The organism is Citrobacter sp. 172116965, from assembly GCF_013458095.1.
Classification (GTDB): domain Bacteria; phylum Pseudomonadota; class Gammaproteobacteria; order Enterobacterales; family Enterobacteriaceae; genus Citrobacter; species Citrobacter braakii.
The window spans coordinates 649628-674112 of sequence record NZ_CP046673.1; the positions used below are offsets into that span (position 1 = coordinate 649628).

The 24485-nt window shown below is 43.5% G+C and carries 25 protein-coding genes and 2 pseudogenes; 15 read left to right on the top strand and 12 right to left on the bottom strand.

The window, feature by feature from the left end; genetic code table 11:
- Window positions 1–131: 131 nt before the first annotated feature.
- Together nrdD and nrdG are read left to right on the top strand one after the other, a co-directional pair.
- Window positions 132–2270 (top strand): anaerobic ribonucleoside-triphosphate reductase, encoded by a 2139-nt coding sequence (nrdD, locus tag GPJ68_RS03160; RefSeq protein ID WP_016151477.1) that lies wholly within the window; start codon window positions 132–134, stop codon window positions 2268–2270.
- 175 nt (window positions 2271–2445) lie between these two features.
- Window positions 2446–2910 carry an anaerobic ribonucleoside-triphosphate reductase-activating protein gene (gene nrdG / locus GPJ68_RS03165; RefSeq protein WP_016151476.1) on the top strand — a complete coding sequence of 155 codons (465 nt, stop codon included), beginning with the start codon at window positions 2446–2448 and terminating at the stop codon, window positions 2908–2910.
- A gap of 21 nt (window positions 2911–2931) precedes the next feature.
- On the opposite strand, the gene GPJ68_RS03170 is transcribed toward nrdG, so the two are convergent.
- The 7 genes from GPJ68_RS03170 to tssH all read right to left on the bottom strand — a co-directional run bounded on the left by GPJ68_RS03170 (window position 2932) and on the right by tssH (window position 8807).
- The gene (locus tag GPJ68_RS03170) at window positions 2932–3453 is read right to left on the bottom strand and encodes a toxin-antitoxin system YwqK family antitoxin (RefSeq protein WP_104651644.1); all 522 of its coding nucleotides are present in this window, start codon (window positions 3451–3453) and stop codon (window positions 2932–2934) included.
- The gene (locus GPJ68_RS03175) at window positions 3453–5417 is read right to left on the bottom strand and encodes a type VI secretion system Vgr family protein (protein ID WP_104651645.1); all 1965 of its coding nucleotides are present in this window, start codon (window positions 5415–5417) and stop codon (window positions 3453–3455) included. The genes GPJ68_RS03170 and GPJ68_RS03175 overlap by 1 nt, the downstream gene beginning before the upstream one ends.
- A gap of 26 nt (window positions 5418–5443) precedes the next feature.
- Window positions 5444–5725 carry a type II toxin-antitoxin system RelE/ParE family toxin gene (locus GPJ68_RS03180; RefSeq protein WP_016155559.1) on the bottom strand — a complete coding sequence of 94 codons (282 nt, stop codon included), beginning with the start codon at window positions 5723–5725 and terminating at the stop codon, window positions 5444–5446.
- Entirely contained in the window at window positions 5715–5963 is a 249-nt protein-coding gene (locus GPJ68_RS03185) for a type II toxin-antitoxin system Phd/YefM family antitoxin (RefSeq protein WP_016155558.1), read from the bottom strand. The genes GPJ68_RS03180 and GPJ68_RS03185 overlap by 11 nt, the downstream gene beginning before the upstream one ends.
- 72 nt (window positions 5964–6035) lie before the next feature.
- Entirely contained in the window at window positions 6036–6215 is a 180-nt protein-coding gene (locus GPJ68_RS03190) for a hypothetical protein (protein ID WP_049043256.1), read from the bottom strand.
- Between the two features lie 125 nt (window positions 6216–6340).
- Window positions 6341–6853 carry a hypothetical protein gene (locus GPJ68_RS03195; protein ID WP_180837117.1) on the bottom strand — a complete coding sequence of 171 codons (513 nt, stop codon included), beginning with the start codon at window positions 6851–6853 and terminating at the stop codon, window positions 6341–6343.
- Window positions 6854–6881: 28 nt separating this feature from the next.
- Window positions 6882–8807, bottom strand: coding sequence for a type VI secretion system ATPase TssH (tssH, locus tag GPJ68_RS03200; RefSeq protein WP_304653861.1), 1926 nt, complete (start codon window positions 8805–8807; stop codon window positions 6882–6884).
- Window positions 8808–8905: 98 nt separating this feature from the next.
- Between tssH and GPJ68_RS03205 the strand changes: the two genes are divergently transcribed.
- Window positions 8906–10114 (top strand): IS4-like element ISVsa5 family transposase, encoded by a 1209-nt coding sequence (locus GPJ68_RS03205; protein ID WP_001339175.1) that lies wholly within the window; start codon window positions 8906–8908, stop codon window positions 10112–10114.
- A gap of 15 nt (window positions 10115–10129) precedes the next feature.
- Here GPJ68_RS03205 and GPJ68_RS03210 read toward each other — a convergent pair.
- A pseudogene (locus GPJ68_RS03210) lies at window positions 10130–10249 on the bottom strand (LysR family transcriptional regulator); the annotation flags it as partial.
- A gap of 230 nt (window positions 10250–10479) precedes the next feature.
- Window positions 10480–11685, bottom strand: coding sequence for a sodium/glutamate symporter (gene gltS, locus GPJ68_RS03215; RefSeq protein ID WP_000599533.1), 1206 nt, complete (start codon window positions 11683–11685; stop codon window positions 10480–10482).
- Between the two features lie 443 nt (window positions 11686–12128).
- Between gltS and GPJ68_RS03220 the strand changes: the two genes are divergently transcribed.
- From GPJ68_RS03220 to GPJ68_RS03230, 3 genes are read left to right on the top strand one after another with little or no spacing between them, the layout of a single operon-like run.
- Window positions 12129–12449 (top strand): antibiotic biosynthesis monooxygenase, encoded by a 321-nt coding sequence (locus tag GPJ68_RS03220; protein WP_000562370.1) that lies wholly within the window; start codon window positions 12129–12131, stop codon window positions 12447–12449.
- The gene (locus GPJ68_RS03225; RefSeq protein WP_000460651.1) at window positions 12442–12828 is read left to right on the top strand and encodes a hypothetical protein; all 387 of its coding nucleotides are present in this window, start codon (window positions 12442–12444) and stop codon (window positions 12826–12828) included. Before GPJ68_RS03220 ends, GPJ68_RS03225 begins: the two co-directional genes overlap by 8 nt.
- 7 nt (window positions 12829–12835) lie before the next feature.
- Window positions 12836–13522 carry a helix-turn-helix transcriptional regulator gene (locus tag GPJ68_RS03230; protein ID WP_001284954.1) on the top strand — a complete coding sequence of 229 codons (687 nt, stop codon included), beginning with the start codon at window positions 12836–12838 and terminating at the stop codon, window positions 13520–13522.
- Here GPJ68_RS03230 and tetR(B) read toward each other — a convergent pair.
- Complete coding sequence (tetR(B), locus tag GPJ68_RS03235) at window positions 13500–14123, bottom strand: tetracycline resistance transcriptional repressor TetR(B) (RefSeq protein WP_000088605.1); 624 nt, start codon at window positions 14121–14123, stop codon at window positions 13500–13502. The genes GPJ68_RS03230 and tetR(B) overlap by 23 nt on opposite strands.
- A gap of 81 nt (window positions 14124–14204) precedes the next feature.
- Between tetR(B) and tet(B) the strand changes: the two genes are divergently transcribed.
- On the top strand, window positions 14205–15410 hold the full coding sequence (tet(B), locus tag GPJ68_RS03240) for a tetracycline efflux MFS transporter Tet(B) (protein WP_001089072.1): 1206 nt from the start codon (window positions 14205–14207) through the stop codon (window positions 15408–15410).
- Window positions 15411–15522: 112 nt separating this feature from the next.
- Here tet(B) and tetC read toward each other — a convergent pair whose 3' ends face one another.
- Window positions 15523–16116, bottom strand: coding sequence for a tetracyline resistance-associated transcriptional repressor TetC (gene tetC, locus GPJ68_RS03245; RefSeq protein ID WP_000428546.1), 594 nt, complete (start codon window positions 16114–16116; stop codon window positions 15523–15525).
- Window positions 16117–16203: 87 nt separating this feature from the next.
- Here tetC and GPJ68_RS03250 point away from each other — a divergent pair.
- Window positions 16204–16599, top strand: a pseudogene (locus GPJ68_RS03250) (helix-turn-helix domain-containing protein); the annotation flags it as partial.
- 30 nt (window positions 16600–16629) lie between these two features.
- On the opposite strand, the gene GPJ68_RS03255 reads toward GPJ68_RS03250, so the two are convergent.
- Entirely contained in the window at window positions 16630–17838 is a 1209-nt protein-coding gene (locus GPJ68_RS03255) for an IS4-like element ISVsa5 family transposase (protein WP_001339197.1), read from the bottom strand.
- 72 nt (window positions 17839–17910) lie between these two features.
- Between GPJ68_RS03255 and GPJ68_RS03260 the strand changes: the two genes are divergently transcribed.
- The 7 genes from GPJ68_RS03260 (at window position 17911) to GPJ68_RS03285 (ending at window position 24424) form a co-directional block, all read left to right on the top strand.
- Window positions 17911–18663, top strand: a complete 753-nt coding sequence (locus tag GPJ68_RS03260; protein WP_370461185.1) for a DUF6387 family protein — start codon at window positions 17911–17913, stop codon at window positions 18661–18663.
- 166 nt (window positions 18664–18829) lie between these two features.
- Entirely contained in the window at window positions 18830–19036 is a 207-nt protein-coding gene (locus tag GPJ68_RS03265) for an AlpA family transcriptional regulator (protein WP_024170865.1), read from the top strand.
- Between the two features lie 21 nt (window positions 19037–19057).
- Window positions 19058–19357 carry a hypothetical protein gene (locus GPJ68_RS25050; RefSeq protein ID WP_024170864.1) on the top strand — a complete coding sequence of 100 codons (300 nt, stop codon included), beginning with the start codon at window positions 19058–19060 and terminating at the stop codon, window positions 19355–19357.
- A 295-nt stretch (window positions 19358–19652) separates the two neighbouring features.
- Complete coding sequence (locus tag GPJ68_RS03270) at window positions 19653–20819, top strand: site-specific integrase (RefSeq protein ID WP_180837119.1); 1167 nt, start codon at window positions 19653–19655, stop codon at window positions 20817–20819.
- A gap of 28 nt (window positions 20820–20847) precedes the next feature.
- Window positions 20848–22152 (top strand): site-specific integrase, encoded by a 1305-nt coding sequence (locus GPJ68_RS03275; protein ID WP_071562464.1) that lies wholly within the window; start codon window positions 20848–20850, stop codon window positions 22150–22152.
- Entirely contained in the window at window positions 22149–24023 is a 1875-nt protein-coding gene (locus tag GPJ68_RS03280; protein WP_024623157.1) for a DNA-binding protein, read from the top strand. Before GPJ68_RS03275 ends, GPJ68_RS03280 begins: the two co-directional genes overlap by 4 nt.
- A gap of 14 nt (window positions 24024–24037) precedes the next feature.
- Window positions 24038–24424: a hypothetical protein gene (locus GPJ68_RS03285; protein ID WP_024623158.1), complete on the top strand. Its 387-nt coding sequence runs from the start codon at window positions 24038–24040 to the stop codon at window positions 24422–24424.
- Window positions 24425–24485: the final 61 nt, after the last annotated feature.

Sequence of the window (24485 nt, forward strand, 5' to 3'; positions counted from 1 at the left end):
ACCGCTTCACGGTGGAATTGTGGATAAAGTGGGTCAGGATTGCGGGAAGTCATTGGCAATAGAGATGAATAAAGCCCTGATGGCCTCCCCAACCTCTGTGGATAACCTGTTCTTATAAATATGGAGTGATCATGACACCGCATGTGATGAAACGAGATGGCTGTAAAGTGCCGTTTAAATCAGAGCGCATCAAAGAAGCCATTCTGCGTGCAGCTAAAGCAGCGGGAGTCGATGACGCAGATTACTGTGCCACCGTCGCAGAAGTCGTTAGTAGCCAGATGAATGAGCGCAGCAAGGTCGATATCAACGAGATCCAGACAGCGGTAGAAAACCAGTTAATGTCTGGCCCGTACAAACAACTCGCCCGTGCGTACATCGAATATCGCCACGACCGTGATATCCAGCGTGAAAAACGTGGCCGTCTGAACCAGGAAATTCGTGGTCTGGTTGAGCAAACCAACTCTGCTCTGCTGAATGAAAATGCCAACAAAGACAGCAAAGTGATCCCGACCCAGCGCGACCTGCTGGCCGGTATCGTTGCCAAACACTATGCGCGTCAGCACCTACTGCCGCGTGATGTCGTCCAGGCGCACGAGCGTGGTGATATTCACTATCACGATCTCGACTACTCTCCGTTCTTCCCAATGTTTAACTGCATGCTGATCGACCTGAAAGGCATGCTGACGCAGGGCTTTAAGATGGGTAACGCGGAGATTGAACCGCCAAAATCCATCTCTACCGCGACCGCCGTCACCGCGCAAATTATCGCGCAGGTCGCCAGCCATATTTATGGCGGCACCACCATTAACCGTATTGATGAAGTTCTCGCGCCGTTCGTTACCGAGAGCTTTAATAAACATCGTAAAACCGCTGAAGAGTGGCAGATCCCGGACGCCGACGGTTATGCCCATTCCCGTACCGAGAAAGAGTGCTACGACGCATTCCAGTCTCTCGAGTATGAAGTGAACACCCTGCATACCGCCAACGGTCAGACGCCGTTCGTGACCTTTGGTTTTGGCCTGGGAACCAGCTGGGAATCGCGTTTGATCCAGCAGTCCATTCTGCGTAACCGTATTGCCGGCCTGGGTAAAAACCGTAAAACCGCGGTGTTCCCGAAACTGGTGTTCGCGATTCGTGACGGTCTGAACCACAAGTTTGGCGATCCGAACTACGACATCAAACAGCTGGCACTGGAGTGCGCGAGCAAGCGTATGTATCCGGACATCCTGAACTACGATCAGGTGGTCAAAGTGACCGGCTCGTTCAAAACGCCAATGGGCTGTCGCAGCTTCCTCGGCGTGTGGGAAAACGAGAACGGCGAACAGATTCACGACGGACGTAACAACCTCGGCGTTATCAGCCTCAACCTGCCGCGTATCGCGCTGGAAGCGCATGGCGATGAAGCCACCTTCTGGAAACTGCTCGACGATCGTCTGGTGCTGGCGCGTAAAGCGCTGATGACCCGCATTGCGCGCCTGGAAGGCGTTAAGGCTCGTGTGGCGCCAATTCTGTATATGGAAGGGGCCTGCGGCGTGCGTCTGAAAGCGGACGATGATGTGTCAGAAATCTTTAAAAATGGTCGTGCATCCATCTCTCTGGGCTACATCGGTATTCACGAAACCATCAATGCGCTGTTTGGCGACAAGCATGTGTATGACAGCGAGCAGCTGCGCGCCAAAGGTATCGCCATTGTGGAACGCCTGCGTCAGGCGGTCGATCAGTGGAAAGACGAGACTGGCTACGGCTTTAGCCTGTACAGCACGCCAAGTGAAAACCTGTGCGACCGTTTCTGCCGTCTGGATACCGCCGAATTTGGCGTGGTCCCGGGCGTGACCGACAAAGGCTACTACACCAACAGCTTCCATCTCGATGTGGAGAAGAAGGTTAACCCGTACGACAAGATCGATTTCGAAGCGCCGTACCCGCCGCTGGCAAGCGGGGGCTTCATTTGCTACGGCGAATACCCGAATATTCAGCACAACCTGAAAGCGCTGGAAGACGTCTGGGATTACAGCTATCAGCACGTGCCGTATTACGGGACCAACACGCCAATCGATGAATGCTACGAGTGCGGCTTTACTGGTGAGTTTGAGTGCACCAGCAAAGGCTTTACCTGCCCGAAATGTGGTAACCACGACGCCGCGCGCGTATCGGTCACCCGCCGCGTCTGCGGTTATTTAGGCAGCCCGGACGCACGTCCGTTTAACGCCGGTAAGCAGGAAGAAGTGAAGCGCCGCGTTAAGCATTTAGGGAACGGGCAGATCGGTTAATTTAGACGATTTTATTGCCCGGCGATGCGACGCTTTTCGGGCCATTATTTCCGCAACGCAATTCACGTCATAGCAAGGCAGCAAATGAGTAAGTCCCGGGGAGCTTACATAAGTAAGTGACTCGGGCGCACGAACGCAGCTATGGCGCGAATTGATAAACGGATGAGAAGCGCAAATGAATTACCATCAGTATTACCCTGTCGACATCGTTAATGGTCCCGGTACTCGCTGTACCCTGTTTGTTTCAGGATGCGTGCATGAATGCCCCGGTTGCTATAACAAAAGCACCTGGCGGCTCAATTCCGGCCAGCCGTTTAGCAAAGAGATGGAAGACAAGATCATTGCCGATCTGAACGACACGCGTATTCACCGTCAGGGGATCTCGCTCTCCGGCGGCGATCCGCTGCATCCACAAAACGTGCCGGATATTCTGCAACTGGTGCAGCGCATTCGCGCTGAGTGTCCGGGAAAAGACATCTGGGTGTGGACCGGCTACAAGCTCGATGAACTCGATGCCGCGCAAATGCAGGTGGTGGATCTCATCAACGTGCTGGTCGATGGCAAATACGTGCAGGATCTTAAAGACCCGGCGCTAATCTGGCGCGGTAGCAGTAATCAGGTTGTACATCATTTGCGTTAACACGCGCTCTGGAGAGGCTTTTCACAGCCTCTCCGTCCATTTACTCATTCGCGATTGCGCTTTACCACGGGCATCAATGGCACGCCCATCCGGTAGCCAGCGCTCCACTTCTCCCTTCTGTTTTCCCTGTTCATAAGATTGCCGCTGGGCTGGCGCGCCGTCCGGGTAAAACTGCTCGCTGAGCGAGTGACGCAACCCGTGCCGCCACTGTTCGCGTATCTGCAACTGGCCGGAAGGATAAAAGCTGCAGCATTCACCGTGCAGTTGACCATCAAGCCACTGCTCTTCACGTAAGAGCGTCCCTTCTTGCGAGAAGTAGCGGGCCACACCGTCCGGCCTGCCCTCACAGTACGCCTGCTGCATGGCAAGCTGCCCGTTAGGGTACCAGCGCTCCATCACGCCGTGCAGCACGCCCTGCCGATAGCGCAGCACCGCCAGCAGGCGTCCGTACTCTTCAATCCGCGTCTCGCCGTTAAGCTGACCGCCGTTAAGTTCGGCCTGTAGCCGGACGCTATCCTGCTGATGTTCCATCATCTCGCGCATCAGTTAATTTTCACCATCCCGCCTTTGATGGTCAACATGCCACCGCCGTCCACTGTCTGGGTGGCGCTGGCCTTGCTGGTAAGCGTGGCTTTTGCTTCGTGGGTTATCGTCGCGGCTTTTTGCGTCAGCGAGGCTTTGGCTTCGCTGGCGATGTTGGTGGCGTCCAGTTTCAGACCCGATGCGGCGCTGGCGCTGAGATCCGCCCCGCTTTTCACTTTCAGGGTTTTGCCGCTCTCCAGGGTAAGCGAACCGCTGACCTTAATCGTCAGATTGCCGTCGACATTAAGCGTATAATCCCCTTTCACCTTGTGCGTCTCGTTGCCGTCCACTGCCAGTTCCTGATCGCCCTTCACCGTCACGCTGCGTTTGTCTTTCACCTCCAGCGTGTCGCTGCCCTTCTCAATCTTGACCGTGCGGTTACCCTTTTTCAGGGTGACGGTTTCGTTGCCCTCTTCAACGGTACGTGTGCGGTCGTTTTTGACGTTCTGAATATCGTCATGGCTGATAGTCGTTTTGCTGTCGTTGAGCACCGTAAGTTGGAAGTCTTTCTGCGCCTGCATCGCCAGCAGCTCGGCATCTTTTTTGTCGTCAAAGCGCAGTTCGTTGAAGCCTTTTTCACTTTTGGTTTTAATGCCCGACTGGGTTTGATTCGCCGGAAGTGCGTACGGCAGTGCATTCGCGCCGTTGTACACACAGCCGGTAATGAGCGGCTTATCCGGGTCGCCATCGATAAAGCTCACCACCACTTCCTGGCCGATGCGCGGGATAAACTGCGCGCCGAAGCCGTTGCCGCTCCAGGCGGTGGCGACCCGCAGCCAGCAGGAGCTGGTTTCGTCGTTTTTGCCCTCTCTGTCCCACGGGAACTGCACCTTCACCCGACCAAGCTTATCAGTCCAGATTTCTTCTCCGCTTTTACCCACCACCACCGCTGTTTGCGTATGCATAAAAGGCTGCGGCGTCACGGCGAGCGGACGGTACGGCGTGGCCTTCGGGATGGCGGTAAAGCGGTTGCGATAGCGCTCGCCGTCGTATTCGTGGCTGACGGCGATGACCAGCCAGTCGATGTTCAATGCTTTGTCATCGTGATCGGTCAAAGTAAACCAGTGCCCGGCGGTCAGCGCCGCGCAGTCGCTTTCGCCGACCAGCTGTTTCGCCTGCGCCTTCAGGGCGTTAACTTTCCACGCCGCCAGCGCGTCGCCTTCGGCTTTAACGCTAAAACGCCCCGGATGCTGATACTGCATACCACCCTTCTTCTCACCAGCCTGCGCGAACAGCGCCGCTTTCGGTTGCTCGTAGTTATAGTCGCTGCTCTGGAAGCCCTGCGCGGTGGCCTGCAAACGCAGCTCTGCCGAACGAATCATTCCGGTTTCCCGTGCGCCGCTTGCTGCGGCCTGATACTTGACCTTTTTCTCACCCGTTATCGGCGGGAAAGCGCTGTTATCATCCGCCAGCACCAGCGTGTGCTTACCTGCCGTGTGGGTAAAGAACCAGAAAATGCCCTCCTGCTCCAGCAGCCGCGAGACAAAATTAAAATCGCTCTCGTTGTATTGCAGGCGGTATTCGCGCTTTGCCGGTTTGGTTTTCAGTTGAAATTTGTAGTCGGTAAACCCGGCGTCCTTAAACACCTTCTCGACGATCTCCTGCGCGCTGAGGTTCTGAAAAACGCGGTTGTTGCTGGCAAGCGTCAGCCACCACAGCCACGGACGAAGCACAAACTGATAGCGATCGGCGTTGCTGGTCGCCGGAAGCTGGTGCGCTTCGGCAATCAGCCCGTCATAGTCGGCGTTGTTGATGGTGGCGGTCAGATGGGTTGCCAGCACAGCATCAAGCGTTAACGGCGCGGAGGTGGTCGCGGCGACAGTGGCGGTGGTCAGCGCGTTAAGTTGGGAATCGGTGTGCACAGTGGCGGCGGTAAGGCCGGTTAGGGTTGGAGCGGTGAGTTTGATGATGGTGGTGTCGGGCATGGGAAATTCCTTTTTCAACGATAGCGCTAGCGCCGGTTAGCCTGATGATAAACCTCATCGCCATCACGTCTGCCTACTGCGATCACAAGAACGACAACCTGCTCGTCCTCGACCTGATAGACCAGACGATACCCAGCACTGCGTAGCTTGATTTTGTAACGATGTAATTTGCCGGAAAGGCGGGCAGCAGGAACATGGGGATTTTCCAGCCGCTCCGCCAGTTTCTTTTTGAACTGCTCGCGTAATGTGGGTGAAAGCTTGCGCCACTCCTTGAGCGCAACATCTAAAAACTCCAGGTTATAGGTCATTTAAAGATACCTTTATTCGCTTTCCACCTTCTCGCTCGTCGGCGATGCGGTTCAGCTCGGCATCCTCAGCCAGCTCCAGCAAATATGCATAGACCGCAGGCGGCACGCAGTAAAACGCAGGCTCATTGCGGTTCAGAATCGCCACCGCTTCACCTTCCCCGGCGTTGACTGTCCCCATTGGGTTACGTTTCAGGTCGGTGATACTGGCAGCGGTTTTGGTCAGGATATGAAATGGCATGGTCTTTTCCTCGTTGATGAGGTTTTAGTATAAACCATTAAAAGCGTCTTTATAAGCATCATTAAAAATGCTTTAAATCCCCCAAAACCATGACATTATGGTCTGTTGCCTGGTTAACGGCGCGGAGATGGTTACGGCGACGGTGGCGGTGGCGGTGGTCAGGCCGTTAAGTTGGGAGTCGGTTTGTGCGGTAGCGGCGGTAAGACCGGTTAGGGCCGGAGCGGTGAGTTTGATGATGGTGGCGTCGGGCATAATAAATTCCCATTCTATTTGTAGAGTATTTATTGGTCGATTGAATTATGTTAAACAACTAAAAAAATGTAGAAACACTGCAAATCATTTCCGGATATTGAAGAAATTCGCATCTATTTATATAATTAATATAAAGAATTATTGCGTATTGTTATTTCTTTAAACGCTGTTATTTCTCCAACTCCACTGCAATCCATGGTTAATGTTTGTTCTTCGCCTGAGTTATTATGATAACAATCCCATTTGTTTGTATTTCTTATACGCGTGTCATTATTAATATAATATCTCATTAACAATTTCTCAACATCAACGTCAAAAAATTTACTTCCAATAGTGAATGATATTTTCCCATCATCCCCAGGCAATATAGACGCACCATTAACTTGAGTCTTAACTATATATATTTTTATTTGATCTATTTCCTGAACAAAACCCATGTGATTTATAGCCATCAATCGAGAAGCAAAACGCTCCTTTAAATCAGCGGAAGTTCCTATATAACATCCACGACTTAAATTCACCTTATTCCAAATAACATATACCCCCTTCTCCTTCGGTATTGCCGGCTTATATTCCAACATGTCAGTAGCATTCACCACCAAGCCATGCATTGATTTAAAATTAAATTTTATTATCATTACTATTTTCCCCTGCGAGTTATTTTTCTTAAATCACTTCCCCAACAACCAGATTCTCAACATCCCTGGCCCCCACTCCCTTACACTTCTCCATTACCCTCCCAACTAACCCCTCATCCATATTCAGCCTCTCCCCTGTCGCCACCAAATATCGCTGCGATAACTTTTCCAGCTTCGCCAGCACAATCCCTTTTAATATTTCTTCATCCAATGCCCGATAAGCCACCGTGGTCATTCGCGCTAAAAACGCCGGACGGAAATGACGCAACAGCTCCTCACGCAATGCCTCATTAAACCGCTCGCTGTTTAATTCAGCCGCAGGCGTGTCGAGAATCAGCTCCGCGCCGACGTTGCTGGTCGCCAGCATCACCGTGTTTTTGAAATCAACAATCAGCCCGGTGCCGTCTTCCATTACGCCTTTGTCGAAGACGTTATAGAACGCCTCCAGCACGTCCGGGTGCGCCTTTTCGATTTCGTCGAGCAGTACCACCGAATAAGGTCGACGGCGCACCGCTTCGGTTAACGCCCCGCCGCTGCCGTAGCCCACGTAGCCCGGCGGCGCGCCTTTCAACTGGCTGACGGTGTGCGCCTCCTGGTACTCAGAAAGATTAATAGTGATCAGATTGCGTTCACCGCCGTACAGGGCGTCGGCCAGCGCATAGGCGGTTTCGGTTTTGCCGACACCGGTTGGCCCTACCAGCAGGAACACGCCGACCGGCTTTTGCGGGTCGGTCAGACCGCTGCGATAAGCACGCAGCCGTTGGGCGATGGTCTCCAGCGCCGCCTGCTGCCCCATCACCCGCTCGCTCATTCGCTCAACCAACGTGCGCAGGGCGTGGGCTTCGTCGGTCAGCATCTGGCCGATAGGGATACCGGTCCAGCCGCCAATCACCGCCGCTACCGTGGCGGTATCCACGCAGTCCGGCACCAGCGGCACTTCGTCGCGCAGTTGGGCAGCGGCGGTTTCCAGTTTGCCGATCAGCGCCGCGCACTCCACCAGCTCTTGCTCCAGTTCCTCATCATCGTCCAGCCGTTCGCTGAGATCCAACATCCGTTGACGAGCGGCCAGCAGTTCACCGACCCGCTGGCGCTCGTCCTGCCAGCGTCCTTCCACTTCCCGCGCCTGAAGCTGGAGTTTTTCCGCCTGCACCTCCAGTTCACACAGTCGGTCGTGATGATCGACGCCGACCAGCAGCTCGCGATTCAGACGTTCACTCTCTTCTTCGATCGCCGCCTGCTGCTGACGAATTTCTTCAAGCGCGGGCGGCACATCATGCTGCGCCAGCGCCACTCTTGCGCAGGCAGTGTCGAGCACGCTAATGGCTTTGTCCGGCAATTGACGCCCGGAGATGTAGCGCTGGGAGAGGCGCACCGCTTCGCGGATCGCGGTATCCAGAATTTGCACACCGTGATGCGCCTCCAGCTTGTCGGCCACCGCGCGCAGCATGATCACCGCGCTATTTTCGTCCGGCTCTTCAATCTGGATACGCTGAAAACGTCGGTCCAGCGCCGGATCCTTCTCGAAATATTTTTTGTACTCCTGCCATGTGGTGGCGGCGATGGTGCGCAGTTCCCCACGCGCCAGCGCCGGTTTCAGCAGGTTGGCGGCATCACTGCCCCCCTCGGCACCGCCCGCGCCTATCAGCGTGTGGGCTTCGTCGATAAATAAAACGATCGGCTGCGGGGATTTTTTTACCGCGTCGATTACGCCGCGCAAACGCTGTTCAAACTCGCCTTTCACGCCCGCTCCCGCCTGCAACAAGCCAAGATCGAGAGCCAGCAGAGCGACATCACGCAACGGCGGCGGCACGCTGGCTTCGGCAATGCGTCGCGCCAGCCCTTCGGCAACGGCGGTTTTGCCCACACCTGGCGCCCCCACCAGAATCGGGTTGTTTTGCCTGCGACGCAGCAGGATGTCGATACACTGGCGGATCTCCGCGTCGCGCTGATGAATCCCCTAATGATTTTTATCAAAATCATTAAGTTAAGGTAGATACACATCTTGTCATATGATCAAATGGTTTCGCCAAAAATCAATAATCAGACAACAAAATGTGCGAACTCGATATTTTACACGACTCTCTTTACCAATTCTGCCCCGAATTACACTTAAAACGACTCAACAGCTTAACGTTGGCTTGCCACGCCTTACTTGACTGTAAAACTCTCACTCTTACCGAACTTGGCCGTAACCTGCCAACCAAAGCGAGAACAAAACATAACATCAAACGAATCGACCGATTGTTAGGTAATCGTCACCTCCACAAAGAGCGACTCGCTGTATACCGTTGGCATGCTAGCTTTATCTGTTCGGGCAATACGATGCCCATTGTACTTGTTGACTGGTCTGATATTCGTGAGCAAAAACGACTTATGGTATTGCGAGCTTCAGTCGCACTACACGGTCGTTCTGTTACTCTTTATGAGAAAGCGTTCCCGCTTTCAGAGCAATGTTCAAAGAAAGCTCATGACCAATTTCTAGCCGACCTTGCGAGCATTCTACCGAGTAACACCACACCGCTCATTGTCAGTGATGCTGGCTTTAAAGTGCCATGGTATAAATCCGTTGAGAAGCTGGGTTGGTACTGGTTAAGTCGAGTAAGAGGAAAAGTACAATATGCAGACCTAGGAGCGGAAAACTGGAAACCTATCAGCAACTTACATGATATGTCATCTAGTCACTCAAAGACTTTAGGCTATAAGAGGCTGACTAAAAGCAATCCAATCTCATGCCAAATTCTATTGTATAAATCTCGCTCTAAAGGCCGAAAAAATCAGCGCTCGACACGGACTCATTGTCACCACCCGTCACCTAAAATCTACTCAGCGTCGGCAAAGGAGCCATGGGTTCTAGCAACTAACTTACCTGTTGAAATTCGAACACCCAAACAACTTGTTAATATCTATTCGAAGCGAATGCAGATTGAAGAAACCTTCCGAGACTTGAAAAGTCCTGCCTACGGACTAGGCCTACGCCATAGCCGAACGAGCAGCTCAGAGCGTTTTGATATCATGCTGCTAATCGCCCTGATGCTTCAACTAACATGTTGGCTTGCGGGCGTTCATGCTCAGAAACAAGGTTGGGACAAGCACTTCCAGGCTAACACAGTCAGAAATCGAAACGTACTCTCAACAGTTCGCTTAGGCATGGAAGTTTTGCGGCATTCTGGCTACACAATAACAAGGGAAGACTCACTCGTGGCTGCAACCCTGCTTACTCAAAATCTATTCACACATGGTTACGTTTTGGGGAAATTATGAGGGGATCTCTCAGTGCTCAGCATGTTTGAGTGCTTTACTCGCCGCGGGTTGAGAAATATGTAAAACTTCAGCCGCACGCGTTAAGGAACCACAAGTCATTACAGCATAAAAGATATCGAGATGTCTTAATTTCATTCCATGTAGCCTACTGATTATTTATTTCTACGGACTATTCTAACGAATAAAGTATAAATAATCAGATATACTCGTCATAATTCAAATTTTGGTTTAGTTGTCACGAGAATTAATTCGTAAACGTGCAAGCTAAATAGATTGACTAGGGGAATATACGGGGTAAGAAAGCGGCTCGGCATACTGCCCTATAATAAATTGTTAGGAGAAGTACGCCGAGTAGTGTGTAGCTATTAGGTAAAGTATGTACCAATTTCAATAAATATTTTAATTAAGATACTGTTTGAAATATCAACAATAAAGGCACCGACCATAGGAACGACAAGGAAAGCTTTATGTGATGGTCCAAATGCTTTTGTGACTGTTTGCATATTCGCAATTGCTGTTGGTGTTGCTCCCATACCAAAGCCACAGTGACCCGCGCTGATCACGACAGCATCATAATCTTTGCCCATCATTTTGAAGGTGACAAAGCAGGCAAATAGCACCATGACAACAGTTTGTACAGCAATGATAATTAATACTGGCCCTGCCATGCTTGCCAATTGACCAAATTTTAATGACATTAACGCCATTGCCAAGAAAAGCGATAAAGCAACGCTACCTAATACATCGACGGTCGGCTCAAACACTTCGTGTTTAAATACATGAGTCAGTGTATTACGGATAATAATACCGACAAATAAACACCAGACAAAAGTAGGCAGTTGCAGAAAAGTATCTTTAAACAATGCACTGATATAGCCACCAACAACAATACAGATAATCAGCATTGAAATGGTTTCAATAACGTTATTTGCATTGATTTTTCTTTTGACGCTTGGTTGCTCAAAAGCTTCAACGATAGTGTCGCGCTCTTGCTCGGTTGTTTTAGGAATAGAGACCTTTTTCAAAAGATGACGGGCAACAGGGCCGCCAACTAAACCACCCAACACTAATCCAAGTGTTGCACAAGCCATCGCTAATTCAACGGCGCCTGTTACACCATATTTATCAGCGAGAATAGGGCCCCATGCTCCGGCATTACCATGACCACCTGTTAGAGTAATTGAACCTGCAATTAAGCCAATAAATGGACTTTCATTCATCATGACAGCCATACTCATGCCGACAGTATTTTGAATGGCGATTAGGATCGTTACTGCAATAGTTAATAGAACTAACGGCTTTCCTCCTTTAATCAGTCGAGAAAAGTCAGAACTTAGCCCGATAGAGGAAAAGAATGTGAGCATTAATAAACTTTGCAATGAAGCATCAAAAGTAAACGAATAACCTGATGTTTTATCAATAATTAACAGAACAATTGCAACAATAAAGCCACCAACGACGGCTTCTGGTATGTGGTTTTTTTGTAGGAACGGGGTAAATTTTACGACAAACATTCCTATGAGTAGCGCGATACATGCGACTAATAATGTATAACTGGCATCTAGGATCATTTTTTTACCTCTATTAGTTTACCAGAATTTTCACTATAACAATTTAACAATAGTGAAAAATGAAGTTACTTTGGTTAACTAATCTTTAACAATGAGTTTTATTAGGGTATCCATAACTTTTAGTTAATAGGGTCATAATTTTAGTGTGATCTTAATCATGAAATATTAAAAAGATTAAAATAACAACAATGGTATTTAATGATGGGTAAACCTAAATACCATGCGGGATCCGCACTATTTTCGGTGATAGCAAAAAATAAAAAAGTATAAATAATAAACAAAATTATAAGAGAAGGAGAACATGATAAGCGCAGGCCGAGCAATTTAAAGAAGTGTGATATACAACATAAAACAGCAGCATGACCTTTCTATATTTCGTTGCTTATCGAAGTGTTAATTTTCGGGTGGATTACTCTGTTTGTTGATTAATAACGGAGAAAAATATGATTGCTGTAATATTTGAGGTGCAAATACAACCCGACCAACAAACTCGCTATTTGACTTTAGCTGAGGAGTTAAGACCACTATTAAGTCATGTAGCTGGTTTTATTTCAATTGAACGTTTTCAAAGTCTAGCTACAGAAGGAAAAATGTTATCGCTATCTTGGTGGGAAAACGAATACGCAGTTCTGCAATGGAAAAATCATGTTTTACATGCGAAAGCTCAACAAGAAGGGCGAGAGTCAATATTTGATTTTTACAAAATTAGTATTGCTCATATTACTCGCGAATATTCATTTAAAAAGGACAAGGATAATGTTTGATGTTCACGTTGTTTTAGATAATCAAATAGGACAATTAGCATTACTAGGAAAAACATTAGGTAATAAAGGTATTGGATTGGAAGGGGGAGGGATATTTACGGTTGGTGATGAATGCCATGCTCATTTTCTTGTTGAACAAGGAAAGGAAGCTAAAATAGCGCTAGAGCAAGCTGGACTGTTAGTACTTGCGATCCGGACACCATTAATTCGTAAGTTAAAACAGGAAAAACCGGGGGAACTTGGCGAAATAGCACGAGTATTGGCGGAGAATAACATTAATATTTTAGTGCAATACAGTGACCATGCTAACCAACTGATATTAATAACGGACAATGATAGTATGGCTGCATCTGTTACGCTCCCTTGGGCAATAAAGTGAACTTGCGATGGCTAATTTAATACGAAAAGAGGTTACCTTTGAGTCCTCAATAGCCGCGATAGGGGCGGCTATGTCTGACATTTCACGAGTTAAAATACTCAGTGCTTTGATGGATGGGCGAGCTTGGACGGCCACTGAGCTAAGTTCTGTGGCGAATATATCAGCTTCAACGGCGAGCAGTCATTTATCTAAATTATTAGATTGCCAGCTAATCACAGTAGTAGCTCAAGGCAAGCATCGTTATTTTCGGCTAGCAGGAAAAGATATTGCTGAATTGATGGAAAGTATGATGGGGATCTCCTTAAACCATGGCGTACATGCCAAAGTTTCCACGCCAGTGCATTTACGAAAAGCACGTACTTGCTATGATCATTTAGCTGGCGAAGTTGCCGTTAAGATCTATGATTCCCTTTGTCAACAGCAATGGATCACTGAAAATGGTTCAATGATCACATTAAGTGGTATTCAATATTTTCATGAAATGGGAATTGACGTTCCTTCCAAACATTCACGTAAAATCTGTTGTGCGTGTTTAGATTGGAGTGAACGCCGTTTCCATTTAGGTGGGTACGTTGGAGCCGCATTATTTTCGCTTTATGAATCTAAAGGGTGGTTAACTCGACATCTTGGTTACCGTGAAGTTACCATCACGGAAAAAGGTTATGCTGCTTTTAAGACCCACTTTCACATTTAAGTTGTTTTTCTAATCCGCATATGATCAATTCAAGGCCGAATAAGAAGGCTGGCTCTGCACCTTGGTGATCAAATAATTCGATAGCTTGTCGTAATAATGGCGGCATACTATCAGTAGTAGGTGTTTCCCTTTCTTCTTTAGCGACTTGATGCTCTTGATCTTCCAATACGCAACCTAAAGTAAAATGCCCCACAGCGCTGAGTGCATATAATGCATTCTCTAGTGAAAAACCTTGTTGGCATAAAAAGGCTAATTGATTTTCGAGAGTTTCATACTGTTTTTCTGTAGGCCGTGTACCTAAATGTACTTTTGCTCCATCGCGATGACTTAGTAAAGCACATCTAAAACTTTTAGCGTTATTACGTAAAAAATCTTGCCAGCTTTCCCCTTCTAAAGGGCAAAAGTGAGTATGGTGCCTATCTAACATCTCAATGGCTAAGGCGTCGAGCAAAGCCCGCTTATTTTTTACATGCCAATACAATGTAGGCTGCTCTACACCTAGCTTCTGGGCGAGTTTACGGGTTGTTAAACCTTCGATTCCGACCTCATTAAGCAGCTCTAATGCGCTGTTAATCACTTTACTTTTATCTAATCTAGACATCATTAATTCCTAATTTTTGTTGACACTCTATCATTGATAGAGTTATTTTACCACTCCCTATCAGTGATAGAGAAAAGTGAAATGAATAGTTCGACAAAGATCGCATTGGTAATTACGTTACTCGATGCCATGGGGATTGGCCTTATCATGCCAGTCTTGCCAACGTTATTACGTGAATTTATTGCTTCGGAAGATATCGCTAACCACTTTGGCGTATTGCTTGCACTTTATGCGTTAATGCAGGTTATCTTTGCTCCTTGGCTTGGAAAAATGTCTGACCGATTTGGTCGGCGCCCAGTGCTGTTGTTGTCATTAATAGGCGCATCGCTGGATTACTTATTGCTGGCTTTTTCAAGTGCGCTTTGGATGCTGTATTTAGGCCGTTTGCTTTCAGGGATCACAGGAGCTACTGGGGCTGTCGCGGCATCGGTCATTGCCGATACCACCTCAGCTTCTCAACGCGTGAAGTGGTTCGGTTGGTTAGGGGCAAGTTTTGGGCTTGGTTTAATAGCGGGGCCTATTATTGGTGGTTTTGCAGGAGAGATTTCACCGCATAGTCCCTTTTTTATCGCTGCGTTGCTAAATATTGTCACTTTCCTTGTGGTTATGTTTTGGTTCCGTGAAACCAAAAATACACGTGATAATACAGATACCGAAGTAGGGGTTGAGACGCAATCGAATTCGGTATACATCACTTTATTTAAAACGATGCCCATTTTGTTGATTATTTATTTTTCAGCGCAATTGATAGGCCAAATTCCCGCAACGGTGTGGGTGCTATTTACCGAAAATCGTTTTGGATGGAATAGCATGATGGTTGGCTTTTCATTAGCGGGTCTTGGTCTTTTACACTCAGTATTCCAAGCCTTTGTGGCAGGAAGAATAGCCACTAAATGGGGCGAAAAAACGGCAGTACTGCTCGGATTTATTGCAGATAGTAGTGCATTTGCCTTTTTAGCGTTTATATCTGAAGGTTGGTTAGTTTTCCCTGTTTTAATTTTATTGGCTGGTGGTGGGATCGCTTTACCTGCATTACAGGGAGTGATGTCTATCCAAACAAAGAGTCATCAGCAAGGTGCTTTACAGGGATTATTGGTGAGCCTTACCAATGCAACCGGTGTTATTGGCCCATTACTGTTTGCTGTTATTTATAATCATTCACTACCAATTTGGGATGGCTGGATTTGGATTATTGGTTTAGCGTTTTACTGTATTATTATCCTGCTATCGATGACCTTCATGTTAACCCCTCAAGCTCAGGGGAGTAAACAGGAGACAAGTGCTTAGTTATTTCGTCACCAAATGATGTTATTCCGCGAAATATAATGACCCTCTTGATAACCCAAGAGGGCATTTTTTACGATAAAGAAGATTTAGCTTCAAATAAAACCTATCTATTTTATTTATCTTTCAAGCTCAATAAAAAGCCGCGGTAAATAGCAATAAATTGGCCTTTTTTATCGGCAAGCTCTTTTAGGTTTTTCGCATGTATTGCGATATGCATAAACCAGCCATTGAGTAAGTTTTTAAGCACATCATCATCATAAGCTTTAAGTTGGTTCTCTTGGATCAATTTGCTGACAATGGCGTTTACCTTACCAGTAATGTATTCAAGGCTAATTTTTTCAAGTTCATTCCAACCAATGATAGGCATCACTTCTTGGATAGGGATAAGGTTTTTATTATTATCAATAATATAATCAAGATAATGTTCAAATATACTTTCTAAGGCAGACCAACCATTTGTTAAATCAGTTTTTGTTGTGATGTAGGCATCAATCATAATTAATTGCTGCTTATAACAGGCACTGAGTAATTGTTTTTTATTTTTAAAGTGATGATAAAAGGCACCTTTGGTCACCAACGCTTTTCCCGAGATCTCATCTATTGAAACAGCTTGATAGCCTTTTTCAACAAACAATATTCGTGCTGAGTTAACCAGTGATTGATAGGTACTCTTAAAATTTTCTTGTTGATGATTTTTATTTTCCATGATAGATTTAAAATAACATACCGTCAGTATGTTTATGGTATCATGATGATGTGGTCGTGACAATCTTAAGAACATTTAGGTTATTTTATGTATATTGAACAGCATTCTCGCTATCAAAATAAAGCTAATAACATCCAATTAAGATATGATGATAAGCAGTTTCATACAACGGTTATCAAAGATGTTCTATTATGGATTGAACATAATTTAGATCAGTCTTTACTGCTTGATGATGTGGCGAATAAAGCGGGTTATACCAAGTGGTATTTTCAGCGGCTGTTCAAAAAAGTAACAGGGGTCACACTGGCTAGCTATATTCGTGCTCGTCGTTTGACGAAAGCGGCTGTTGAGTTGAGGTTGACGAAAAAAACTATCCTTGAGATCGCATTAAAATATCAATTTGATTCCCAACAATCTTTTACACGTCGATTTAAGTACATTTTTAAGGTTACACCAAGTTATTATCGGCGTAATAAATTATGGGAATTGGAGGCAATGCACTGAGAGATCCCCTCATAATTTCCCCAAAGCGTAACCATGTGTGAATAAATTTTGAGCTAGTAGGGTTGCAGCCACGAGTAAGTCTTCCCTTGTTATTGTGTAGCCAGAATGCCGCAAAACTTCCATGCCTAAGCGAACTGTTGAGAGTACGTTTCGATTTCTGACTGTGTTAGCCTGGAAGTGCTTGTCCCAACCTTGTTTCTGAGCATGAACGCCCGCAAGCCAACATGTTAGTTGAAGCATCAGGGCGATTAGCAGCATGATATCAAAACGCTCTGAGCTGCTCGTTCGGCTATGGCGTAGGCCTAGTCCGTAGGCAGGACTTTTCAAGTCTCGGAAGGTTTCTTCAATCTGCATTCGCTTCGAATAGATATTAACAAGTTGTTTGGGTGTTCGAATTTCAACAGGTAAGTTAGTTGCTAGAACCCATGGCTCCTTTGCCGACGCTGAGTAGATTTTAGGTGACGGGTGGTGACAATGAGTCCGTGTCGAGCGCTGATTTTTTCGGCCTTTAGAGCGAGATTTATACAATAGAATTTGGCATGAGATTGGATTGCTTTTAGTCAGCCTCTTATAGCCTAAAGTCTTTGAGTGACTAGATGACATATCATGTAAGTTGCTGATAGGTTTCCAGTTTTCCGCTCCTAGGTCTGCATATTGTACTTTTCCTCTTACTCGACTTAACCAGTACCAACCCAGCTTCTCAACGGATTTATACCATGGCACTTTAAAGCCAGCATCACTGACAATGAGCGGTGTGGTGTTACTCGGTAGAATGCTCGCAAGGTCGGCTAGAAATTGGTCATGAGCTTTCTTTGAACATTGCTCTGAAAGCGGGAACGCTTTCTCATAAAGAGTAACAGAACGACCGTGTAGTGCGACTGAAGCTCGCAATACCATAAGTCGTTTTTGCTCACGAATATCAGACCAGTCAACAAGTACAATGGGCATCGTATTGCCCGAACAGATAAAGCTAGCATGCCAACGGTATACAGCGAGTCGCTCTTTGTGGAGGTGACGATTACCTAACAATCGGTCGATTCGTTTGATGTTATGTTTTGTTCTCGCTTTGGTTGGCAGGTTACGGCCAAGTTCGGTAAGAGTGAGAGTTTTACAGTCAAGTAATGCGTGGCAAGCCAACGTTAAGCTGTTGAGTCGTTTTAAGTGTAATTCGGGGCAGAATTGGTAAAGAGAGTCGTGTAAAATATCGAGTTCGCACATCTTGTTGTCTGATTATTGATTTTTCGCGAAACCATTTGATCATATGACAAGATGTGTATCCACCTTAACTTAATGATTTTTACCAAAATCATTAGGGGATTCATCAGTACAGAGCTTGCCTTTAGAGAAGCGATTTTCGACAGTGTAAATTTTGGTTGGGAAGATGATAATCAAAATTTAAGGTCTATCCTTGAAGGTAATCCTATTTTAAGCATACAAGATAATAATCATGGTCATTTTGGCAAGGGCCAAAGACATGTTGCGCAGGTTAGCTTTGGTGATATAAAAAAATTAGAGAACAAGTTAATAATGTTTAGCATGGATTTTTTTGAAGAAAATGGCGATTTCAAAAAAGAGTTGAAAAAGAAGCCAATTACAAAAACTATGAGGGACTTTTTTCTTAACCAAAATAGCAGCAAGATGTATGTTTCATTTGATTTAGGAATGTCCAGCGATGAAGAAATTATAACAGCCTTACAAACGATGCTACCAGATCTTAGAAAAGAATATGAAATTGAGCCAGTGAAAACAGAAAAAATTGGACTTGCAAAAATAAGAAAACTTGTCGATTACAATATTATCCCAATGATGGATTTATTGATTTGGGCAAAGTTTAAAAAAGTAAAAATCTCAAATATGGTCTTGTCTCGTGTCTTGTATCCCGACTTTACAAATGAGATCAGAGGAGAAGATCACATTAAAGATACAGACAGGCCTGTTGCAGAGAAGTCATTGAATGGCGAAACAACCCGTAGTCTGGAATATTTTATCAGCAAAAACAGCCATCTCCGCAACATACCGATTTCGGAACTCGGATCTTTCTAGTTGTAAATCATCATGTTAATTGTCAAGGGGAGGGCGTAAATATTTTTCTTCCCCGGAATTTCCTTTCATTCTTCCCTCATCTAACTTTTCAGTTATCAGCATTCCCTTCATAGATACGAATCTGTGTGGCTAATATCTTCGTAACGGAAGCGGAGGAGACAGCCAAATGAGTACAACTAATCAAAGCTTAATTCGTTTACCAGAAGTCTTGAAACGAACTGGTTTCGGCAAGGCCTGGATTTATCGTCTGATCAGTGAAGGTCGGTTTCCGGCCCCCGTTAAGATCGGTGTTCGTGCCGTTGCTTTTGTCGAGAGTGAAGTTGACGAGTGGATTCAATCAGTTATCGAATCAAGCAGAATTAATGTTGCTTAATTAAACCTGGGAGAGATTTTTATGAATATCGAAGAATTTGTGAGTGAAGATAACCATATGTGCAATTTATGCGGAGATCGGTTTTACAAGATCTTTGACCAAGAAGTGATTTATGACTTACCCAATAACGAGTTTAATAAAGAAATAATTTACTGGCTCAGTCAGTACCTTGTAGGAAATTTGAGAGAACCTTTAGACTCGATCTCTGAGCTTAATGCTTCCAAACAGATATATGTTTACGAGACCTGGTTCTCGCTAATTAAATGCCCTGATGAAATGAAACTCTTGGCGAAGCGGATAATTCTATATCTGTTGGATTAAGAAATATTTATGAAAATGTAAAGTTTGGCTGCATATTTTTGCTTAAAACTTTACAGAATAACTTACATTATTTTTATGATCGTTTATTAGCAAGGCAGTGAGATAGTTTTCGAGGTATTAGGTGTACATAATATTAACTAGATCTACCAGATGATAATTTGACAGGAATAAACATCTATCTCACTGTTTTAATTTAACTAAATGGCTTAATCAATTCAAATAAATTTGTAAATCTACGAAATGCTTATTATTAATATATTGGAATTATACTTTTTGTAAAGTTTAGGAGGAAAATATGCGTAGTATTTGTGTGGATTCTTTTATGTTCGAAAATGGTGAGAGATATTGTCATATCGTAAATAAAAATACTGGTGAACCATTGTATTATCCTAACTTGTATATAACAACACAGGTCAGGAATCGGTCAGAGTCTATATCAACAATGAAGGTTATTGCCGGTAGCATTTCATTGTTATATCGATTCTTTATGAGGAAAGAGATCAATATTGATGAAAGAATTCAGAAAAGGATATTTCTGGCTCCTCATGAAATTGAAGATTTGATCGAATTCACTTCATTCAATTTTCGAGATGGCGAGAATGATAATTTTAGAAGTTCAAATGTCAAAAAACCAACTAAGTACTTTCGGATAACAACCATAGCTAACTATCTGGAATGGCTGTGCAAAATACATCTTTCTCATACAGGACAGAAGGATACTCTCAAATATATTTTAGATTTCATTAACAACATAAAACGAAAGAAACCGAGAAATAATGATAAATATAATATGGATATAGAAAAAAGTTTAAATAATGAACAATTGGATTCTTTGTTTAGCATTCTTGCACCGGGTAGCAAATTAAATCCTTTTTCAGAAAAAGTGCAAAAAAGAAACAATCTAATATTCCTGCTATTACACTGCTTTGGCCTGAGAGCAGGTGAACTTTTGAATCTGCGAATTGGTGATATAGATTTTGCAGAATCGACAATTGCAATAAGAAGAAGAGCAAATGATAAAACAGATCCGCGAGTGTATCAGCCTTTAGTTAAAACTTGTGAGAGGAAATTAATTGCTGATAAAAAGCTCATGTTTGAAATTTCAGATTATATTCTGAATGATCGAAGAAACATAAAAAATTCTAACAAACATGATTTCCTGTTTATTACTTATAAGGAAGGAAAAACTCAAGGGCAACCTATTTCATTTTCTTCATATCACAAAGTGGTGAGTGTTGTTCGTCAATCCTCCTCACTTCTAGGGGGATTGACAGGTCACAAACTCAGACATACATGGAATTATGAGTTTTCGAAAGCAATAGACAAGAATCAGGACATATCCGATGAAAAAGAGCAACAAATCCGTTCTTATCTCATGGGATGGCGACCGGGTTCAGAAACTTCAATGATTTATAATCGCAGGCATATTTATGAGCTATCGAAAAAAACTGCACTTGAATAACAAGAGCAACTATTCAAAGGAGAATTTGATGAATAATTTAATTAAAAATAAATCTGATAAAATGTCTTTGCATGAACATAAAATCGTCAGTTCGATTGAAAATAACGGAATCAATCTTACAAACTTAATATATGCTATGAACGAAAATTTGGTTTGTGGGTTTGTATATACAGTACAATATTATTTTAATAGCAACAGCTATTTGTATGTGAAAAATATTGTTAGAAATATGGAGAGTCTTATCCGTAAACTATCTCCTACTCATATTGATGATAAGGTTCTAATTGAATATCAAAATAAGAAATTATCAAAAGCCTCAGCATCATTTCGCGTTTTACGACCATTTTTGATTAAATGGTTTGAGTTAGGATATCCGGGAATAGATGAAAGTGCGGTAGAACTGTTAAAGCATTTGGACCTAAAAATAAAAAAATCTGGTCAGTCTGTGCTTCAAGATGATCCAACAGAGGGACCATTAAATAAAGAAGAACATACTTCTTTGATTAAGGCTATGAATCATGCATATAGAAAAGGTGAACTGTCACTGCCACATTATGCAATATCACTATTGATCAGTCTTACAGGTAGAAGACCTCAGCAGTTAGTTATGTTGAAATATAAAGACCTTCTTCAAAAGAACTTAGATAATGGCAAAGTAGAATATGTAATTTCAGTGCCACGAGTAAAACAACGGGGTAAAGAACTACGATATCGAGAACTTGCAATAATATCAGAGGTTGCATCAATTGTTCAATTGCAAGCTAATCAATCAGTGAAACTTGTTGAGCAAGCTCTTGGAAAAACTCTTGATGATTATTCTAAACGAGAAGTTCCTATTTTCTTAAATGAGGAAAAACTCTCTGATTTATCCATAACAGGTTCAATTCTTCTGGAATATAATAAATTATATGCGAAGCCTACAATTGCTAATGTAGCATTGAAAAGTATTGTTAATAATGGGAATGTAATATCCAACCGTACCGGTTCGATACTAAATATTACTCCTCGTAGGCTTCGTTATACAATAGCAACTATGCTGGCTAAGAATGGGCATAATGTTAATACTATATCTGAATTATTGGATCATTCATCTACTTCAAGTGCGGGGATTTATATTAAAAATCATGCTGACAGTGTTGAAAGGATTGATTCCGCTGTTTCAGAACAATTGTCATTTGTCGCTGATATTTTTATGAACGGAATCAAATCGAAAAAGAGTAGTCATTTCAAATTTTTTTCTTCAAGTAGATGCCAGAGTCAGAATTCAGGATTTCCTTGCAATCAATGTATATTTTTTATTCCGATAGATCGCAGTGAGGTGAATCAACTATGAATAATATTATTTTGTTCAAATCAAAAAAACATATTCTTGTAGAAGAAAATTATAATGAGTTCATAAAATTTTGTCGCTATCAACTGTCCGGACTAACCCAAACTCAGGATTGGGAGCAGTATGCCTGGAAAGGATATGTCACATTTAGAAAAATAGGGATTGGAAATAAAATCTTTGATTCCATTGATGCAATGCACGAAGATTATATCAATTTTGCGAAAGCATATATCAGATATCAACACACATTGAAACCATTGAAAAATTATGGGGTTATTATGATGGCCTTGCGATGTCTCGAACAGGCCCTTTTGCAGGTTCAGAACACTGGTCTCATTTATAATGTTACAGCCGTTGTTTTCGATGAGGCAATGCAGATCGGGAGTAAATATTTTGAAGGTAACGTTTTGGCTAAATGTGGAATACAGCTTGAAAAAATATCAAAGTTTCTGTGTGAACATAATCTTGTGAAGTCAGGATATATCTCATGGAAAAACCATGTAAAACAGAAAGTCAAAAACAATTATCTTCCTGAGATTGAGGATTATCACCGAAGCGATAAGTTACCAGATGAAGAAGCATTGCTCGCTATTGCTGATATTTTTTCTCAAAATGATGAGTTACTGAGTCCAAGGGATAAGTTCACCAGTTCAGTATTTGCACTTCTACTTTGTTGTCCGAGCAGAATTTCTGAAATTTTAGCCTTACCTGCTGATTGTGAGATTACACAAATAGATGGCAAGGGTATCGAAAGATATGGATTGAGATTTTATTCGGTAAAAGGGTATGGCCCTAATATCAAATGGATTCCACGGGTTATGATACCAGTTGCAAAGAAAGCGATTAGAAGATTACTTTCCTTATCACAAAATGCAAGAGCACTTGCTCACTGGTGCGAAAAGTACCCGGATAAATTTTACCGACATGAGCTTTGCCCAACAGTTGATGAAAAAGCTAAATTGACCGTTGTACAAGTTTGCCATGCACTGGGGTATAATTTATTTGATCATAAATCATGTGTTTTAAAAATTAAAAGAACGAGTTTGGATGGTGGGAAAAGTTTCTTAAACCACAATGATTACAACTATTCATTGAGTAATTTGTGGGAAATTATTAGTTCTAATTTTAGCAGAGACTTTCCATGGTATGATAAAGAAAAATCCATAAAATTTAGCAATGCTTTATGCTTGCTCAATACTGATCAATTTTCTTTATCAAGAATGACTTCAATTTTCATATTTTACAAACCTACTAAAAGTTTCTTTTTCAGTGACATACAAAGTAAAAAAAGCTATGAGATGAATTATAAAAATATATTTTCCCGATATGGGTATTATGATGGTGAAGGTAAACCACTACTTATTCGCTCACACCAGCCACGGCACCTTTTAAACACAATAGCCCATTATGGTGAAATGTCTGAACTGGATATAGCTAAATGGTCTGGTCGTATCAATGCGAATCAGAACAGAGTTTATAACCATGTGTCAGAAGAAGATATGTTAGATAAAATCAAAGCTATTGAATTGAATAGGAGTAATTACTGTCAAAGGGAGTCAATACCCACAAATGAATTGACAATTGATTTTGATAACCTTAATCAAGGTGCAATACACTTAACTGAATTTGGTTACTGTGTACATAACTATTTAATCAATCCTTGTGCAAAAATTAATCATCTTATTGAATGTGATAATGAAATACCGGACATTAACTCAGTAGATAGAATTAGACTGCAATCTGTCCGAGAGAAAGTAATGCAATTAAAGAGAATAACTCAGATCGCTTTTGAAAATGGTGACTATGGTGCTGATAAATGGTTACAACACCACGAAAAAAACTTGGAAAGAATTAATAAGCTTTTGAATAATTAAAACAGGAGATACTGATGGCAAAACATTTGAACAGGAGTGAAATAAAGGCAATTAAAAACATTATACTGACTTGGGACGGTAAAATCACATGGAGTGATTTATGTGAATCAGTTTATAAGAATCTAAACAGAACTATCACAAGGCAATCTTTAAGTGCTCATGATGAAGTTGTTGAAGCATATAGAACAAAGAAAAATTTGTCCAATTTGAAAAAATCTGGTCTAAAGAAACCAGCTAACTTAACTATTGCGGCACAACAAATAATAAACCTTAAAGCCGAAAATGAAATGTTGAAAAAACAGAACAATAGATACAAAGAGCAATTTAGCTATTGGCAGTACAATGCTTATAGACACGGCCTTACTATGGAACAGTTGAATAGGCCATTTAATAAAAAATAATATTTGATAGGTTACACCTATTGACAAGTTAAATAAATGCGATAAATATAAATATATGGTC